Origin of the sequence: Paenibacillus flagellatus (genome assembly GCF_003217775.1) — a bacterium.
Taxonomy (GTDB): Bacteria; Bacillota; Bacilli; order Paenibacillales; family NBRC-103111; genus Paenibacillus_AB; species Paenibacillus_AB flagellatus.
In genome coordinates this window covers 19,504-37,406 of the sequence record NZ_QJVJ01000005.1, presented here as the reverse complement: position 1 = coordinate 37,406, position 17,903 = coordinate 19,504, and the positions used below count along the sequence as shown (strand labels likewise).

Genomic DNA, 17,903 nt, shown 5'->3' with positions numbered 1-17,903 from the left:
GGAGAGGAGAAACCGGACGAAGAGCTTATGGGGAAACGTAAGTCTTCTCCGCGGTTGTCTACGACATTTTGTGGATGTCGATATCTTCAATATGGCCCGTTTTGGAAAAAGATATACATCGCTCCGCAAAATTTTTGTGGTTTATTTGCGGTTTGTGATACGATAGCAACAGCAAAGCCGTGTGGGGACGGGATTTCGCCAGCTCGCCCCCGTCATTCGACGCGGCGCATTACCGCATTCCGGCACGGAGGAAGCGAGGGACAAGCGTGAGGGTCATATCGGGATCGGCCAAAGGCAGACCGCTCAAAGCGGTACCGGGCATGGGGACGAGGCCGACGACGGACAAAGTGAAGGAAGCGATATTCAGTATGATCGGCCCGTATTTCGACGGCGGGACGGTGCTCGATCTATTCGCCGGGACGGGCGGACTGGGGATCGAGGCGCTGAGCCGGGGCATGGACCGCGCCGTGTTCGTCGATGCCGACAAAAAAAGCGTGGAGGTCGTTACGGCCAATCTGGAGGCGACCCGGCTGTCGGACAAGGCGGAGGTGTACCGCAACGACGCCTACCGCGCGCTCAAGGCGCTTAGCAAACGGAATGTGCGGTTCGATCTCGTCTTTCTGGATCCCCCCTATAAAATGACCGCGATCGAGGAGCTGATCGGCTCGATGCGGGAGCTGGACTTGCTCGCGCCGGCCGCCGTCATCGTCGTCGAACACGACGCGGCGAACCGTTTCGCCGAGCAGATCGGCGATGCGACTCGAACGCGGCTCGTCGAATACGGGGAAACCGCCGTATCCGTCTACCGCATGTAATCGCGGGAGCGTCTTCTTTTTACATAGCGATTCCGCATGAAACGACCATACCGACCAGGAGATGAGACGATGAGCGAAATCAAACACGACTACACGGTCGCCGTCTACCCGGGCAGCTTCGACCCGGTTACGTTCGGGCACCTGGACATCATTCACCGCGCGGCGCAAGTGTTCGACAAGGTGATCGTGGCGGTGCTGAACAACAGCAAAAAAAATCCGCTGTTCACCGTCGAGGAGCGAAAGCATTTGCTCCGGGAGGCGACGCGCGGCATCGAAAACGTCGAAGTGGACAGCTTCGGCGATTTGCTGATCAATTACATGTCCCAGAAGCAGGCCAACGTCATCGTGAAAGGGCTGAGAGCCATTTCCGATTTCGAATCGGAAATGCAGATGGCGTCGCTGAACCATAAGCTGAACGACAAGGTGGAGACGTTTTTCATGATGACGAGCCCGCAGTATTCGTACTTGAGCTCGAGCATCGTGAAGGAAATCGCCCGCTTCAACGGCCCGGTGTCCGATCTCGTGCCGGCCGAAGTCGAGACGGCGCTTCGCGTCAAATTTGAGGCGCACGAGCGGGAATAACGGCTACGTTGTCTTGGCCGTCCGGCTTAAACCGGCCCAAATGATCGATAATAGAGCCATGGCCGCCACGACCGATGCGAGGACGAGAATACGGTGCGGGACGTCGCTCCAGATGCCCCAAGCCGATAACGGATCGGCCGGGGGGACGGTCGTCTCGGCCGTAAGCTGCAGGAAGCTCGTTTCCGCGCCGCCGGGAAGCATACCCGATAAGGGCTTCCATACGATCGGCGTGGCGGCGAAGGCGAGAGTCGCATGAACGAGACGGGAGACGAGAAACGTTCGGTAGCGCAAATCGGTCTGGCGGATCGCCGTCTTCACTTGGAAATGGACGGCCGCTCCGCTCCATGCGAGTGCCGCCCCGACCATGGCGGCCATCCATACGTCGGCGCCGTCGAGCCGGCTCAGCCGGTTCGTTCCGATGTGCAGCTCCAGCAAGCCGGAGAAGACGGCTCGGACCGTTTCGGCCGTATCCCGCAAGGACGGGGCAAGCAAGGCCACGATTTCGGATGCGATTCGGACGATCCCGATCGTATCGAGAACGCCTGCCAATACGGAAAAGACGATCATGTAGCCGCCGATCATCATGAGCGTCTGGATGGCGCCCGATACGGAATCGCCCAGCAGCTTGCCGAACGATCGGCCGTCCTCGAGCCGGGCCTCATGCATATTCGCCAAAGCTCTGGCGACTAGCGACCGCTCGCGGGGAGCGGGCGTTTTCCATCGGCCCCGCGGAAGCGAGTGACGATCCGCCGCGCCCGGGACGCTTGCCATGCTCGTCTTGCTTCGGCGGAAACGCAGCAACAGGCCGGTTAACAATGCCGTGCCGTAGTGGATGACGGCCAAGGCCGCTCCAGTGGCGGGGTTATGCAGGAAGCCGGCTCCGATAACGGTGAACAGAAAAAAAGGACTCGCTACGTGCGACACCGCGAGAAGCGTTTCGCCTTCCTCGCGGGAGACGAGATTGTCCCGCCGGAGCTTGCCGACCGTCTCCGCTCCGGCGGGCATGCCCGCCACGGCGCCGATCGCGATCGCCCAGCCGCCGATGCCGGGGAGACGAAACAGCAGCCGCACGAGCGGCTCCAGCAGCGTACCGAGTCCGCGGACGGCGCCGAAGCCGGTCATCAGCTCGCCCAGCATAAGGAAAGGCAGCAGCGAAGGGAAGACGACGTTCCACCATATCGACAGTCCGTTCAAGGAGGACTGAAAGGCACGTTCCGGAAATACAATGATCGAGAGCACCAAGACGGCCGTCAGCGCGGCAAGCGCAACGGTAAATTCGCGGCTTCTCGTGCGGAACGTCGGGAATCGCATCGGTTCATCGCCTCCAAACACGGTGGTGGTACATGTGTACGCGAAGCCGAAACGCTTTATGACCAAGCCCGCTGAGCCCAACGACCGGCCGGCGGCCCGGAAAGGAGAGACAGACGGGTGATCGACCATCGCCGAAGAGAACGCAAAAAACTGATATGGACGCGAAGCTTCCTCTCCACGTTTCTCCTGACGCTGACGATCGTGTACGCGTTCTACTTCATCCCTGTGCCATATTACATCTACAAGCCGGGGACGGCGGAAGAAGTGAAGCCGATGGTCAGCGTCAAAAACGGCGACGCCGAAGAGAAAGGGACGTTCATGCTGACGACGGTCACGATGGGCCGGTCAAGCATATTCGGCTTCATCGCGGCGAAGCTGAGCCCGAACGCCGAAATTCGCAAGAAGGAAGATGTGCTGCGCGGGAGTTCGGAGGAAGAATATTCGACCCGCCAAGAATACGTCATGCTCGATTCGCAGAGCAGCGCCATCCAAGCGGCCTACAAGCGTGCCGCCATTCCGTTCACGATCGACTCGCAGGGCGTTCTCGTCATGCAGACGATCGAGGACTATCCCGCCTTCGGCCTTTTGCATCCGGGCGACCGGATCGTCCGAGTGGGGACGCGGGACATTCACCGGCACGAGGACATATTGAACGAGATCAAGCAGCGCAAAGCGGGGGAGACGGTCGAGATTACGGTCATGCGCGGTCAAACGGAGAAAAAAGTGGCCGTTACGCTGAAAGACTTGAACGCGATCGACAAAGAAAAAGGAAAAGCCGCCTCGGGCGGAGCGGCCGGAACGGCCGCCAATCCGGACGAGAGCCGGATCGGCTTCGGCATCACAACCGCGGAGCTTCTCGAGATCGTTCCCGAGCACGAAGACAAAAAAGTGACGATCGACGCAGGAGCGATTGGCGGTCCTTCGGCCGGTTTGCTGTTTTCGCTGGAAATTTTCAACCAATTGACGCCGGGGGACTTGTCGAAAGGGTACCGGATCGCCGGCACCGGGACGATCGATCCGGAGGGCAACGTCTGCTCGATCGGGGGGATCCGGCAAAAAATCGTGGCGGCGGACCGGGAGAAGGCCGATATCTTTTTCGCACCGGCCGACCGCAAAAAAGGCGAGTGCAACTTGATCGCCGACGTGCCGAATGCGTCGGATGCGGCCGACCAAGCCCGGAAAATCAAAACGCCGATGAAAGTGGTGCCGGTGGCGACGCTGGACGAAGCGGTCCGTTATTTGGAAGGCTTGAAGCCGAAAACGTAAACGTTCGGCTCGAACGGCGGCAAGGCGTTCGCCCCCGTCTGGCCCCGCTGTATTGTGAGCGTCAGTCGGGGCTCGTCTCCGTTAACCGTATCGGGGGCTCGTAGTAATCGCGATACAAGTCGCGCCGGGTCGGCTGGCGAAAAGCGGTCGCATGCACGGTGGCGGCGCGAATATCCAAGTCCAGGAACCGGTGCCGGAACGCCGCCGCTTTGGCGACGACCGGCACCGACGCCGTCTTGCGCATCGTGCGCAGCAGCGTCCGGCCCCGGTCGGAGAAGCCGAGCACGCGCAAATAGGGGACGCCGGCGCGCAGCGCGTCCGGGGTCAGCTCGTCCTTCCGATGGTTCAGCAGGATGCGGGTCAACGCTCTCTGAAGCTTCGTGCGGGTGTACCGCTTCGTTTTCAGCGCTTGGAGCAGCTGTTCGAACGGCTCGCCTTCGTCCGGCCTCACTTCGGTTACGGCTTTGAGAATGCGGTGCTCGAGTCCTTCCGTCACTTCGCCGTATTCGGCCAGCTCCTTCGGGTGGACGACGGCGAGGCGGGCGAACAAGGCAGGGAACAGCGACTCCCACCCGACAGGGGCCCGTCCGGCCCGAAGCTCGCGGTCCAGCACGTCCGCGACGTAGCTCGGCACGTACGGCCGCAGCGCCGCCGGATCGGTCGAGTCGGCGAGCAGCTTGCGCAGCGCCGTGGCGCTCGCGATCCGTTCGTCCGTAATGTCGGTCTGGTTATATTCCGCCTTTTGGCGGCGAATCGTATACGGCCGCATCGTGCCGCCGAGCCGCTCCAGCGCGACCAAGTAATGGAGGCCGAGCGTATTGTTCGGCTGGGCGAGCCAGTCGGCGGGGGCGTCGCCGTCCAATACGGTTCCGGCCGCAGCGGCCGCGTAGGCGGACGGGTAGCTGGCGCCGGCTTTCAGCTGCGCCTGGATCGCTTCGCGGAAGGGCATGGCTCCGTCGGCCGGCGAAGCAAGTGCGGCTTCGTCGCCGGCTGCGCCCGCTTTCGCATACGGAGCGTCGCGATCCGTCGCGTGCAGCCGGCGCGCGGCCGATTGCAGCAGGCCGAGATCGCCGCTCTCGCTGCCGAAGCAGAACGCGTCGACGACCCCCGTAGACTCGAGCGCGGATACGGCGCCGTAGGCGAACCATTCGGCGGGCTGCGTCGAGAACGCGACGGGCAGCTCGAGCACGAGGTCCGCTCCCATTCGGAGCGCCATCTCCGTGCGGGCCCATTTGCTCACGAGTGCGGGCTCGCCCCGCTGCAGGAAGCTGCCGCTCATGACGGCGACGACGGCGTCGGCCCCTGATACGATTTTGCTTTGTTGGCAATGATATACGTGACCGTTGTGTAGCGGATTGTATTCGACGATCATGCCGACGGTTTTCATGGATTCCGCCTTTCTTTCCTCATATGTAGGAGATGCGTCACTTTGTGGGTATAAGTATCCGGGGTCCCCGGAAAGGAATCGGCATACGCTGCGGAGGCCGTCTTCACTTTTTGGGGTAAAGCATCCGGGGTCCCCGCAAAGTAATCGGAATAAGCTTCGTTAGGGATGCGTCACTTTGTGGGGATAAGTATCCGGGGTCCCCGGAAAGTAATCGGCATACGCTGCGGAGGCCGTCTTCACTTTTTGGGGTAACTTTACTATATCATGGACGCAAAATGTTGACAAAAGAGGAATAGAGTCGATATAATAGTCTATGTTTGTTTGGAGTGATTAACGTGCAGCTGAACATTCGGGACTTGCTCTCCAAATCGGGACAGGTCCGACGCATCGAAGACTTGGACATCGGCGGCCTCATGGAAGGCCGGACCGACGTGCTCCGGGTCGAACCGCTTCACGTCGACGTACTGGCGAAGGCGCATTCCGACGTTGTGGACGTGACCGGAACGCTGACGCTGCCGGCCGAATTCGCCTGCTCGCGCTGCTTGTGCCATTACGGCCAGCGGCTGACGATCCCGTTTCGGGAACGATTCAAGCGCGAGAAGAGCCGTTCGGGCGAAGACGACGAAGAGGTGCACGTACTTGACGAGGACGTCGTCGATTTGACGCCGTATATCGAAGAGAGCGTACAACTCGGTTTGCCTTACGTTCCGGTATGCGAACCGGAGTGCAAAGGCTTGAACCCGGAAACGGGGGCAAATCTCAATATCGATCCCGCGGCCCGACCGGAAGCGCGAATCGATCCGCGATTGGCCGTTTTGCAGCAATGGCTGGACCAAGGAAGCGAAACGTAAAGACCTGGTGAAGGAGGTGGGAATATGGCAGTTCCTTTTCGTAAAACATCGAAAACCCGTCGCGACAAACGCCGTACTCACTTTAAATTGTCCGTACCGGGCATGGTCAAATGCGACAACTGCGGCGAACTGAAGCTCGCTCACCGCGTTTGCAAAGTGTGCGGATCGTACAAAGGCAGAGAGATCGTGAAGCAATAACAATCGGCAAGATGCAAAAGGTACTTCATTTCGGTGAGGTGCTTTTTTCTTTTTTCAGGTAGGTCCCGGGAAGAATAACGGCCGGCGACAAGCCGTTTCGGCTCCGTCTCGACGACGGGGCTTTCTTTTTGCCCGGGAATTATATATACTAACGTTTAGTACCTGGTAATAATCGATGCGTCGATTCATCATACAGCGAAATAGACCGGTTTAAGGATACGACCGCGTCACAACGAAAAGGCGGTGCCCGTTATCGAACGTTTGCCGAAGCGCCAAAGACAACAGATGCTGGCGAAGGAGCTCGAACAAAACCCGTTCGTCACCGACGAAGAGCTTACGCGCATATTCAAGGTGAGCATCCAGACGATTCGCCTCGACCGGCTGGAGCTCGGCATACCGGAGCTTCGGGAACGGCTGAAGCTGATGGCGGAACGGACGTACGACCAAGTCCGGTCGCTGCCGCTGCACGAGGTCATCGGGGACATCATCGACCTGCAGCTGGACAAAAGCGGAATTTCGATGTTCGAGATCAAGGAGGAGCACGTCTTCTCCCGGACGAAAATCGCGCGGGGCCATCACATTTTCGCTCAGGCGAATTCGCTGGCGATCGCCGTCGTCAACAACGAGATGGCGCTGACCGCTTCGGCGGACATCCGGTTCATCCGATCGGTGAAGCTGGGAGAGAAATGCATCGCGAAAGCGTACGTCCGGTCCATGACCGGACAAAAAGGTAAAGCGAAGGTCGAAGTGTTTACGTACGTCGGCGAGGAAATGGTATTCCAGGGCAACTTTTTGATCTATCGCTTCGCGAACGAATTGAGCGAAAGAGGGGAAGAGCGGCATGCGAATCGCGATTGACGCCATGGGAGGCGATCACGCGCCGGATGCGACGGTGGAAGGGGCGCTGCTTGCGGCGAAGGAATGGAGCGATGTCGACATCGTGCTCGTCGGCGACGAGGAGCGGATCCGCGCGCTCATGCCGGCCGGGGCGAAGCCGGCGAACGTATCGGTCCGTCACGCGTCCGACGTGATCGCCGCCGACGACGAGCCGGTCAAGGCGGTCCGCCGGAAAAAGGACGCCTCGATGGTCGTCGCCGGCAGGCTCATCCGCGAAGGCGAGGCCGACGCGATGATATCGGCGGGCAATACCGGCGCGCTCATGACGACGGCGCTGCTCGTCGTCGGCCGAATCGACGGCATCGAGCGGCCGGCGCTTGCGCCGATGCTCCCGACGATGGACGGGAGCGGCGTGCTGGCGCTCGACTTGGGGGCCAACATGGACGCCACGCCGGAGCAGCTGCTCCAGTACGCCATTATGGGCTCCATTTACCGCAACAAGGTGCACGGCCTTCCGAAGCCGCGAGTCGGGCTGTTGAACGTCGGCACGGAAGCGATGAAAGGGAATGAATTGACGAAAGCGGCATATCCTTTACTGGAACAAGCCCCGATCCATTTCGTCGGCAACGTGGAGTCGCGCGACGTGCTTCACGGCAATTGCGACGTGCTCGTCTGCGACGGCTTCGTCGGCAACATTATGCTGAAGGCGATGGAAGGAACGGTGGGGGCGATTTTTTCCGCGCTCAAAACCGAGTTCACCCGTTCGTTCATGAGCAAGCTGGCGGCTGCGGTGCTGAAGCCCGGGCTGTCCGCTTTCAAGAAAAAAATGGATTACGGCGAGCATGGGGCGGCGCCGCTGCTCGGCATCGACGGCCTCGTGCTGAAAAGCCACGGCTCCTCCGACGCCAACGCGATCAAAAACGCCGTCCGGCAAGCGCGCATCGCCTTGGCGAATCGACTGGTCGAGGCGATCTCTACGGAAACCAGCAGGAAGCGAGAGGGATAAGATGAACGGGATACCGGTAGGAATACTCGGAACGGGCATGTACGTGCCGGAGCGGGTGTTGACGAATCAAGACTTGGAGCGAATGGTCGAGACGAACGACGAGTGGATCGTCAGCCGCACCGGCATCCGCGAGCGGCGCATCGCCTCGAAGGAGCAGGCGTCCTCGGACTTGGCGTACGAAGCGGCGCTCGAAGCGCTCGGCAACGCCGGCGTCGCGCCCGAGGACGTGGAGCTGATCGTGGTCGCCACGATTACGCCGGATATGTCGTTTCCGTCGACGGCCTGCATTTTGCAGGACAGGCTGGGAGCGAAGAAAGCGGCGGCGTTCGACTTGTCCGCCGCTTGCTCCGGCTTCATCTACGGGCTGGCCAACGCGTCCGCGCTGATCGCAAGCGGCATGTACAAAAACGCGCTCGTCATCGGGGCGGAATGCTTGTCCAAAATTACGGACTACACGGACCGCAACACGTGCATCCTGTTCGGGGACGGGGCGGGCGCCGTCGTCATCGGACAAGTTCCGGAAGGACGCGGCTTCCGGTCGTTCGAGCTTGGCGCCGACGGCTCCGGCGGCCATTTGCTCAAGGCGTGCGGCGGCGGCTCGCGCCATCCGATCAGCCAGCAGGTGCTCGACGAGAAGCAGCAGTACATTTATATGGCCGGCAAGGAAGTGTTCAAGTTCGCGGTCAAAATCATGGGGAGCGCGGCCGAGGAAGCGCTTCGCAAGGCGGGCGTCGAGAAGGGCGACATCGACCTGCTCATCCCGCATCAGGCGAACATCCGCATCATCCAATCGGCGCTCGAGCGGCTCGAGCTGCCCGAGGACAAATGCGTCGTCAACATTAACCGGTACGGCAACATGTCCGCGGCGTCGATTCCGATCGCGCTCGCCGAGGCGGTGCGGGAAAACCGGGTCAAGGAAGGCGACACGCTGCTGTTCGTCGGCTTCGGCGGCGGTTTGACGTGGGGCGCATCCGTCCTGGTGTGGTAGGCCGGTCAGGCGAAAGGAGAGACACGAATCATGAAACGGATCGCATTCGTATTCCCCGGTCAAGGGGCCCAAGCCGTCGGCATGGGCAAAGATATTTACGACAGCCACGCGGGCGCGAAGTCCATCTTTGACAAAGCGGACGAGGCGCTCGGGTTCAAGCTGACCGAGCTCATATTCCAAGGTCCCGAGGACGAATTGAAAAAAACGGCCAATACGCAGCCGGCCTTGCTGACGACAAGCGTCGCGATTTTGCAGGCGGTGCTGGAGCTCGGCATCGAGCCGGACTTTGTCGCGGGTCACAGCCTCGGCGAATATTCCGCGCTGGTGGCGGGCGGCGTCCTCTCGTTCGAGGACGCGGTGCGCACCGTTCGGGCGCGCGGCGAATTCATGGAGCAGGCGGTGCCGAGCGGTCAAGGCGGCATGGCGGCCGTATTGGGCGCCGACCGCGAGCAGTTGGCCGAGCTGTGCCGCAAGGTGACGGAGGAGATCGGCGTCGTCGAGATGGCGAACGTCAACTGCCCGGGCCAAATCGTCGTGTCCGGCAGCGCCGCGGGCGTCCAGGCGATCGTCGAGCGCGGGAAGGAAGCCGGGGCGAAGCGGGTCATTCCGCTCGAGGTGAGCGGCCCGTTCCACTCGTCGCTCATGCAGCCGGCGGCGGATCGGCTGGCCGGCACGCTTGCCGGCGTGCCGATGAACGACGCGCGCGTGCCCGTCGTCGCCAACGTGACGGCGGACTCGGTGCTTCAAGCGGAGGACATCCGGCGTCTGCTCGTCGATCAGGTCGTCTCCCCCGTCCTGTGGGAGGACAGCGTCTCCTGGATGATCGCGCAGGGCGTCGATACGTTCGTGGAGATCGGCTCCGGCACCGTCCTGGCCGGTCTGATCAAAAAGGTGGACAAGCAGGTACAGGTCGTGTCGATCAACGGCCGAGAGGCGCTCGATAAGTTCGCCGCCGATTGGCAGACCGCGCGACAAACGTCCCGATAAGGAGGAACTGCGATGCTGGAAGGGAAAGTGGCGCTCGTAACCGGCGCCTCTAGAGGAATCGGCCGGGCGATCGCCGTCAGTCTCGCCGAGGCGGGCGCCGACGTAGCGGTCAATTATGCGGGCAGCGAGCAGGCGGCCGAGGAAGTGGTCCGCCACATCGAGAGCTTGGGCCGCCGCGCGATCAAGGTGCAGGCCGACGTCGCGTCTTCGGCGCAGGTCGAGGAGATGGTGAAGCTCGTGCTCGAGAAGTTCGGGAAGATCGACATTCTCGTCAACAACGCGGGCATTACGCGGGACAACTTGATCATGCGCATGAAAGAGGAAGAATTTGACCAAGTTATCAATACGAACCTGAAAGGCGTGTTCAACTGCATCAAGGCGGTGACGCGTCCGATGATGAAGCAGCGCTCGGGCAAAATCATCAACATTTCGTCGGTCGTAGGCGCGCTCGGCAACGCCGGTCAGGCGAACTACGTCGCCGCCAAAGCCGGCGTCATCGGCTTGACCAAGTCGGCGGCGCGCGAGCTCGCTTCGCGCAACATCGCCGTCAATGCCGTCGCGCCGGGGTTCATCGAAACCGACATGACCGACAAGCTGACGCCGGAGCTGCGCGAGCAGATGATGCAGCAAATTCCGTTCGCCCGGCTCGGGCAGCCCGACGATATCGCGCGCGTCGTCCGGTTTCTGGCGTCCGACGATTCCGCTTATATGACGGGCCAGACGCTTCATGTCGACGGCGGCATGTACATGGGATAAACGCGTCGAAACGTGCCGCTCCTTGTCCGGTGCGGCCGCTTCGTCGGACAGGTATGGCATTTTGCTTTCGTTTCTCGTATAATACACAGAGGAGGTGAACCGGATGTCCGATATTTATGACCGCGTGAAGCGAATTGTAGTCGATCGCCTAGGGGTTGAAGAATCTGAAGTCACCCTCGAAGCATCGTTCAAAGACGATTTAGGTGCAGATTCCCTCGACGTAGTCGAATTGGTAATGGAGTTGGAAGACGAGTTCGATTTGGAAATTTCCGACGAAGATGCCGAGAAGATTACCAGTGTAGGAGAGGTAGTAGAATACATAAAGTCTCATACCTAAACGCAAGTTTAAAGTCCCGTTTTCGCCTGAGGAACGGGACTTCTCCTCATTAAGGCGTGCAAACGATTCTTCGGCCCCCGGCCGAAGCTTTCGATAGAGTCCCAAAGTCGTTGAAGTCGAAGAGGTGGAACTCATGAAACGGAGAGTCGTCATTACCGGGATGGGCGTCATGTCTTCCCTGGGACACGAATTGGATACGTTTTGGAACAACCTGATGGCCGGCAAATCGGGCGTCTCGCTCATCGAATCGTTCGACGTAAGCGAGTTCACGACCCGCATCGCCGCGGAAATCCACGATTTCAATCCGGAAGATTACATCGACAAAAAGGAAGCTCGACGCATGGACCGCTTCGTGCAGTTCGCCGTAGCGGCCAGCCAGTCCGCCATGAAGGACGCCGGTCTCGACATCGAGCGGGATACGGATCCGGAACGGTGCGGCGTTTACGTCGGATCGGGCATCGGCGGTCTCGGCACATGGGAAGAGCAGCATAAAATATTGCTGGAGAAAGGACCGAAGCGGGTCAGCCCGTTCTTCATCCCGATGATGATCGCGAACATGGCTTCGGGACAAATCTCCATGCTGTTCGGCGCGAAAGGTCCGAACAGTACGGCGGTTACGGCATGCGCCACGGGCACGCACTCGATCGGCGATTCGTACAAGCTGATCCAGCGCGGCGACGCCGACGTCATGATATGCGGCGGCGCGGAAGCGACGATCCGTCCGACCGGCATGGCCGGCTTTTGCGCGCTGCGCGCCATGTCGACGCGCAACGAGGAGCCGGAGAAGGCAAGCCGGCCGTTCGACGTCGACCGCGACGGCTTCGTCATGGGCGAAGGCGCCGGCATCCTCATCCTGGAGGAGCTGGAGCATGCGAAGAAGCGCGGCGCCCGCATCTATGCCGAGGTCATCGGCTACGGCATGAGCGGCGACGCGTACCATATGACCGATCCCGATCCGGAAGGCGCGGCGCGCTGCATGTCGCGGGCGATCCGGGACGCGGGCATCGAGCCGGCCGAGATCGATTACATCAATGCGCACGGCACGTCGACGCCGGTCGGCGACAAGTCGGAGACGATCGCGATCAAGAAGGCGCTCGGCGACCATGCGTACAAGGTGGCGGTCAGCTCGACGAAGTCGATGACGGGCCATTTGCTGGGCGCGGCCGGCGGCGTGGAGGCGGTCATTACCGGACTTACGCTGCAGCGGGGCAAAATCGCGCCGACGATCAATCTCGACAACCAAGATCCGGAATGCGATCTCGACTACGTGCCGAACGTACCTCGCGAAGCCGACGTCAAGATCGCCATGTCGAACTCGTTCGGCTTCGGCGGCCATAACGCGACGATCATTTTGAAGCGCTTCGCCGAATGAGAATAAACGGAGCCGAAGCGGGCGAATCCTACTACGGGATTCGCTAACGATAGGCGGTGGATTTGCGTGAAAACATTGAAGAAGCTGCAGGCCGAGCTGGGCATCGCGTTTCGCGATCCCCGCTTGCTGAAGCAAGCGTTTACCCACTCCTCCTACGTCAACGAGCAGCGGACGCAAGATACGCAGGACAACGAGCGGCTCGAATTTTTGGGCGACGCCGTCCTGCAGCTGACGGTTTCGGAATATTTGTACCGCACGTATCCGGAGCGCCCGGAAGGGGAGCTGACGAAGCAGCGGGCCTCGATCGTCTGCGAGCCGTCGCTCGTCCAGTTTGCGGAACGGCTCGACTTCGGCGCCTGCGTGTTTCTCGGCAAAGGAGAGGAGCTGACGGGCGGCCGTACCCGTCCGGCGCTGCTAGCCGACGTGTTCGAATCGTTCGTCGGCGCGCTCTATCTGGATCAAGGGCTGGAGGCGGTCCGGTCGTTTTTGCAGGCGCACCTGTTTCCGTTTCTGCCGGAGGATACGCTGCTTTTGACGGGCGACCATAAGACGAAGCTGCAGGAATTCGCGCAGCGGCGGGGCATGGGGGCCGTCGAATACCGGATCGTGGAGGAGCGGGGACCGGCGCACGACCGGGAGTTCGTCTCCGAAGTATGGATGGACGAGCGGATGCTCGGCACCGGCTCCGGCCGTTCGAAGAAGGATGCGGAGCAGCGGGCCGCCTCTCAAGCGCTCGCGCGGCTTAACGAGATGCAGAAGGCGTGAGGCGAGGGTAAAAGCGGCAGGCAGCCCGGACGGCACGACTCGAAGCCGGCAGGCGGCGAATGCCGCGTCCGGACGACGAACGAACGTCGCCGCCTTCCCCGTAAACGGCGAATCGCCCTTCAATCGGCCAATCGGTCGAATGAGGGGCGATTTTTCATGCGATTGCTAAACCGGCACGCCGAAGCTTCAATCCGTCTGTCTTTGCTTCAGCAAATCGCGGATTTCGGCGAGCAGCAGCTCTTCCTTGCTGGGAGGAGGCGGGGCATCGGGCTTCGCTTCTTCTTTCGCCTCGCCCTTGCGCTTCAATTTCCCGAGTCCTTTAATAAACAGGAAGATCGAGAAGGAAACGATGAAGAAATCGATCACCGTCTGCAGAAAAGCGCCGTACTTCAGCACGGCGTCCCCGTACTTGAACTGAAGGTCGTTCAGGTCGATGCCGCCGACGAGCAGGCCGATGACGGGCATCAGCAAATCGTTGACCAACGAGGTGACGATTTTCCCGAATGCGGCGCCGATGATCACCCCGATCGCCAAGTCGAGCACATTGCCCTTAAGTGCGAACGCTTTAAATTCTTTCCACATCGATAGGCCACCTTTGTCCAGTAATATTCGTATTCTAGCACAGGATCGGTCCGGAGAAAACGGTGTCCCAGATGAACAACCGTCTCAACTATGCTACAATAAGCTGTGGAAGTTCGGCTTGCATGCGATCGGCCTTGCCGGGCGAGCGCAAGTCCAAGTACGGAAACGCCGGCGGTCCGCATCGGGTAGAGGGCAGTCGCGGGCTTGGCCTCCCATAAAAGAGTCAACGTTGTTTTGCAGAAAGTCTCGTTCGAGGTGAAGCCATGTTTTTGAAACGTTTGGAGCTGGCCGGGTTCAAGTCGTTCGCCGACAAGACGGAGCTCGAGTTCGTTCGCGGCATTACGGCCGTCGTCGGACCGAACGGCAGCGGCAAAAGCAACATATCCGACTCGATCCGCTGGGTGCTCGGCGAGCAGAGCGCGCGATCGCTGCGCGGCGGCAAGATGGAGGACATCATCTTCGCCGGGAGTGACGCCCGCAAGCCGGTCAATTACGGCGAAGTGTCGATTACGCTCGACAATACGGACGAATCGCTGTCGCTCGATTTCAACGAGGTGACGGTGACGCGGCGCATTCATCGGAGCGGGGACAGCGAATATTTTATCAACAAGCAGCCTTGCCGGCTGAAGGACATCACCGAGCTGTTCATGGACACCGGGATCGGGAAGGAAGCGTATTCGATCATCGGGCAGGGCCGGATCGAGGAAATCCTCAGCACGAAATCGGAGGACCGGCGGGGCATCTTCGAGGAAGCGTCGGGAATCGTCAAATACAAGTCGCGCAAAAAGGAAGCGGAGAAGAAGCTTGCGGATACGGAGCAAAACCTGCTGCGCATCCACGATCTCGTCTCCGAGCTCGAGGATCAAATCGAGCCGCTGCGCGACCAGTCGGAGAAGGCGATCCGCTACAAGCAACTGAAGGAGAAGCTGAAGTCCGGCGAAATTTCGATGTACGTCCACCAGATCGAAAACATACACCGTTCGTGGTCGGAGGCGAGCGAGAAGCTGACCGCGCTGCAGAAGGAAGAGCTCGAGCTGTCCGCGATCGTCAGCAAGCACGACGCCCTGCTCGAGAAGGAGCGGATGGAGGCGCGCCGGCTCGAGGAGGAGATAGACCGGCTGCACGAGACGGTGCTGGCGCTTAGCGAGCAGTTCGAGAAGTGCGAGGGCCAAGGCGAGGTGTTGAAGGAGCGCGGCAAAAACTTGCAGGCGAACCGCGTCCAGCTCGAGCAGACGATCGAGGCGCAGCGGCAGCGGATCGAGGAGAAGCAGGCCGAGACGGCCGGCTATCGGGAGAAGCACGCCGCGCTCGAGAAGGAGCTGGCGGAGCTGAAGGCGAAGCTCACCGCGGAGGAGGAGCGGCTGCTCGGCGTCGCCGGGGGCGTCTCCAGCGCCGAGGAGGAGCATTTGAAGGCGGAGCTGCTCGAGACGTTGAACAAGACCGCTCAAGCCCGCAACGAAATCCGCTACGCGGAACAGAGCATGGAGTCGATCGGGCGGCGGCTGGATCGGATGGAAGAGGAGTACGCGAAATGGTCCGGCCAGCGCGACGACATCGTCCGCAGGCGGAGCGAGCTGCAGCGGCAAGCCGAGAAGCTGGCCCGCGAGCTGCAGGAGGGCCGGGACCGGTACGTGGCGCTCGGCCAAGAGATGAAGGCGAAGCAGGAGCTGCTCGGCCAGGTGCAGGATACGGTGCGCAAGTGGGAGCAGAAGCTCGACGCGCTCGTCTCGCGCCGCGATACGATGCGGGAGATGCAAAACGACTACGACGGCTTCGCCCTCGGCGTCAAGGAGGCGCTCAAGGCGAAAAATCGCCCCGACGGCCTCAAGGGCATACACGGTGCGGTAGCCGAGCTCGTCAACGTGCCGGCCGAGGTGGAGACGGCGATCGAAACCGCCCTCGGCGGCGCGCTGCAAAACATCGTCGTCGAGAACGAGGCGTCCGGGCGCGAGGCGATCGCCTACTTGAAGCGCCGGCAGGCGGGCCGCGCGACGTTTTTGCCGCTCGACGTCATTCGCGGACGATCCGTCCCGGAGCACGAGAGAAACGGCGTCTCCGGCATGAACGGCTTCGTCGGCATCGCCGTCCAGCTCGTCCGTTTCGACCCGAAGTACGAGAACATCATGTCGAGCCTGCTCGGCAACGTCATCGTCGCGGAGAAGCTGGAGGATGCGAACCGGATCGCGGCCAAGTGCCAGTACCGGTACCGCGTCGTCACGCTCGAGGGCGACGTCGTCAACCCCGGCGGCTCGATGACGGGGGGCAGCCTGCAAAAGAAAAACACGAGCTTGCTCGGCCGTCAGCGGCAAATCGAAGATTTGGACAAAGAAATTCGCACGTCAGAAAGCCAGCTCGGGGAACTGCGCAAAAAGCTGGAGCAGATCAAGCGCGAGCTGGCGGACGGCAGCCGGACGCTGGACGAGCTGCGCCAGTCGGGCGAGCAGCAGCGGATCGAGGAGCAGCAGCTCCGATCGCTCCTGAGCCAGCTCGACAGCGAAGGGAAAAACGCGGAGGAGCAAACCTCGCTGTACTCGCAGGATCGCGAGGCGCTCGTCTTGGAACGGGAAGAGTTCGAGCGGAAGAAAAACGCCGCGGAGCAGGCGCTCGCCGAGCTGCAGCGGGAAGAGGCGGAGCTGCAGCAGGCGATTCGCGACGCCGAGGTGGCGCGCAAGGCGAAGGAGTCGGCGAAGGAGGAGCTGCAGGGCCAGCTGACGTCGCTCAAGGTGAAAACCGCTTCCGTCGGCCAGGAAAAGCAGTCGCTCGAGGAGCAGCTGAGCCGGTTCGACGACGACTTGTCGGCTTCGCAGCGCGAATGGGCCGGCAACAAGCGGCTGATGCAGCAAGTGCTGGACGACATCGCGGCGAACGACGCGGAATCGGTGAAGCAGATCGAGCAGCTCAACCATTTGCGGCTGAAAAAGCAGGAAGGCTCGGAGCAGATGGACTTCAAGCGCGCCGAGCGGGCGAAATGGGTGCAGAAGCTCGAGGAGGGCGAAAGCTTGACCAAGGAGCAGCGGATGCAGCTCAAGCAGGTCGAGGAGCAGCTTCGCCAAACCGAGGTGCGCGTCAACCGGCTCGACGTCGAGCTGGACAATCTGCTCAAGAAGCTGGCCGAGGAATACGAAATGAGCTATGAGCTGGCCAAGGAGCGGTACCCGGTGCCCGACGACGTGCCCGCCATGCAGGCCGAGGTGAAGGAGCTGAAGCGGCAAATTTCCGCGCTCGGCGACGTCAACCTGGGCGCGATCGAGGAATACCAGCGGGTGAACGAACGGTACCAGTTTTTATCCGAGCAAAAAAACGACCTCGTCGAAGCGAAGACGGCGCTCTACCACGTCATCCGCGAGATGGACGAGGAGATGTCGAAGCGGTTCAAGTCGACGTTCGACGCGATCCGCTCGCAGTTCGTCGTCGTGTTCGTGAAGCTGTTCGGCGGCGGGCGGGCCGACCTCATCTTGTCCGAGCCGGACCGGCTGCTCGATACGGGCATCGAAATCGTGGCGCAGCCGCCGGGCAAAAAGCTGCAAAACCTGCAGCTGCTGAGCGGCGGCGAGCGCGCCTTGACGGCGATGGCGCTTCTGTTCGCCATCCTGCACGTGAAGCCGGTCCCGTTCTGCGTCCTCGACGAGGTCGAGGCGGCGCTCGACGAGGCGAACGTCAGCCGGTTCGCCGACTACCTGCGCGAGTTTTCCGAGCAGACGCAGTTCATCGTCGTCACCCACCGCAAAGGGACGATGGAGTCGGCCGACGTGCTGTATGGCGTCACGATGGAGGAAGGCGGCGTCTCGAAGCTCGTCTCGGTACGGCTGGACGATGAAGACGCGATGACGGCGTAAGGCGTTTTTAAACCAAGAACGGACGGA

17 protein-coding genes are annotated in these 17,903 nt (G+C 61.1%); 14 read left to right on the top strand and 3 right to left on the bottom strand.

What is annotated here, in order from left to right; genetic code table 11:
- Positions 1-266 precede the first annotated feature (266 nt).
- A complete protein-coding gene (rsmD, locus tag DLM86_RS12195; protein ID WP_110840304.1) occupies positions 267-815 on the top strand; it encodes a 16S rRNA (guanine(966)-N(2))-methyltransferase RsmD in 549 nt (182 codons plus the stop codon).
- Positions 816-884: 69 nt separating this feature from the next.
- Positions 885-1,397, top strand: coding sequence for a pantetheine-phosphate adenylyltransferase (gene coaD, locus DLM86_RS12190; RefSeq protein WP_110840303.1), 513 nt, complete (start codon positions 885-887; stop codon positions 1,395-1,397).
- Between the two features lie 3 nt (positions 1,398-1,400).
- Here coaD and DLM86_RS12185 read toward each other — a convergent pair whose 3' ends face one another.
- Positions 1,401-2,708 (bottom strand): sporulation protein, encoded by a 1,308-nt coding sequence (locus tag DLM86_RS12185; protein ID WP_110840302.1) that lies wholly within the window; start codon positions 2,706-2,708, stop codon positions 1,401-1,403.
- Between the two features lie 117 nt (positions 2,709-2,825).
- Between DLM86_RS12185 and DLM86_RS12180 the strand changes: the two genes are divergently transcribed.
- A complete protein-coding gene (locus tag DLM86_RS12180) occupies positions 2,826-3,974 on the top strand; it encodes a SepM family pheromone-processing serine protease (RefSeq protein WP_245954555.1) in 1,149 nt (382 codons plus the stop codon).
- 61 nt (positions 3,975-4,035) lie between these two features.
- On the opposite strand, the gene DLM86_RS12175 is transcribed toward DLM86_RS12180, so the two are convergent.
- Entirely contained in the window at positions 4,036-5,361 is a 1,326-nt protein-coding gene (locus DLM86_RS12175; protein WP_110840301.1) for a tRNA(Met) cytidine acetate ligase, read from the bottom strand.
- Positions 5,362-5,696: 335 nt separating this feature from the next.
- Between DLM86_RS12175 and DLM86_RS12170 the strand changes: the two genes are divergently transcribed.
- The 10 genes from DLM86_RS12170 (at position 5,697) to rnc (ending at position 13,458) form a co-directional block, all read left to right on the top strand.
- Entirely contained in the window at positions 5,697-6,212 is a 516-nt protein-coding gene (locus tag DLM86_RS12170; RefSeq protein ID WP_146250201.1) for a YceD family protein, read from the top strand.
- Between the two features lie 24 nt (positions 6,213-6,236).
- Positions 6,237-6,410: a 50S ribosomal protein L32 gene (gene rpmF, locus DLM86_RS12165; RefSeq protein ID WP_110840299.1), complete on the top strand. Its 174-nt coding sequence runs from the start codon at positions 6,237-6,239 to the stop codon at positions 6,408-6,410.
- Between the two features lie 261 nt (positions 6,411-6,671).
- On the top strand, positions 6,672-7,268 hold the full coding sequence (fapR, locus tag DLM86_RS12160; RefSeq protein ID WP_110840684.1) for a transcription factor FapR: 597 nt from the start codon (positions 6,672-6,674) through the stop codon (positions 7,266-7,268).
- Positions 7,252-8,253 (top strand): phosphate acyltransferase PlsX, encoded by a 1,002-nt coding sequence (gene plsX / locus DLM86_RS12155; protein ID WP_110840298.1) that lies wholly within the window; start codon positions 7,252-7,254, stop codon positions 8,251-8,253. Before fapR ends, plsX begins: the two co-directional genes overlap by 17 nt.
- Before the next feature lies 1 nt (position 8,254).
- Positions 8,255-9,241, top strand: a complete 987-nt coding sequence (locus DLM86_RS12150) for a beta-ketoacyl-ACP synthase III (RefSeq protein ID WP_110840297.1) — start codon at positions 8,255-8,257, stop codon at positions 9,239-9,241.
- A 30-nt stretch (positions 9,242-9,271) separates the two neighbouring features.
- Entirely contained in the window at positions 9,272-10,228 is a 957-nt protein-coding gene (gene fabD / locus DLM86_RS12145; RefSeq protein WP_110840296.1) for an ACP S-malonyltransferase, read from the top strand.
- Positions 10,229-10,240: 12 nt separating this feature from the next.
- Positions 10,241-10,984, top strand: coding sequence for a 3-oxoacyl-[acyl-carrier-protein] reductase (gene fabG, locus DLM86_RS12140; RefSeq protein ID WP_110840295.1), 744 nt, complete (start codon positions 10,241-10,243; stop codon positions 10,982-10,984).
- 103 nt (positions 10,985-11,087) lie between these two features.
- A complete protein-coding gene (gene acpP, locus DLM86_RS12135; RefSeq protein WP_110840294.1) occupies positions 11,088-11,321 on the top strand; it encodes an acyl carrier protein in 234 nt (77 codons plus the stop codon).
- 133 nt (positions 11,322-11,454) lie between these two features.
- The gene (gene fabF / locus DLM86_RS12130; protein WP_110840293.1) at positions 11,455-12,693 is read left to right on the top strand and encodes a beta-ketoacyl-ACP synthase II; all 1,239 of its coding nucleotides are present in this window, start codon (positions 11,455-11,457) and stop codon (positions 12,691-12,693) included.
- 66 nt (positions 12,694-12,759) lie between these two features.
- Entirely contained in the window at positions 12,760-13,458 is a 699-nt protein-coding gene (gene rnc / locus DLM86_RS12125) for a ribonuclease III (RefSeq protein WP_110840292.1), read from the top strand.
- Between the two features lie 186 nt (positions 13,459-13,644).
- Here rnc and mscL read toward each other — a convergent pair whose 3' ends face one another.
- Entirely contained in the window at positions 13,645-14,040 is a 396-nt protein-coding gene (mscL, locus tag DLM86_RS12120; RefSeq protein ID WP_110840291.1) for a large conductance mechanosensitive channel protein MscL, read from the bottom strand.
- A gap of 263 nt (positions 14,041-14,303) precedes the next feature.
- Between mscL and smc the strand changes: the two genes are divergently transcribed.
- On the top strand, positions 14,304-17,876 hold the full coding sequence (gene smc / locus DLM86_RS12115) for a chromosome segregation protein SMC (RefSeq protein ID WP_110840290.1): 3,573 nt from the start codon (positions 14,304-14,306) through the stop codon (positions 17,874-17,876).
- Positions 17,877-17,903 lie beyond the last annotated feature (27 nt).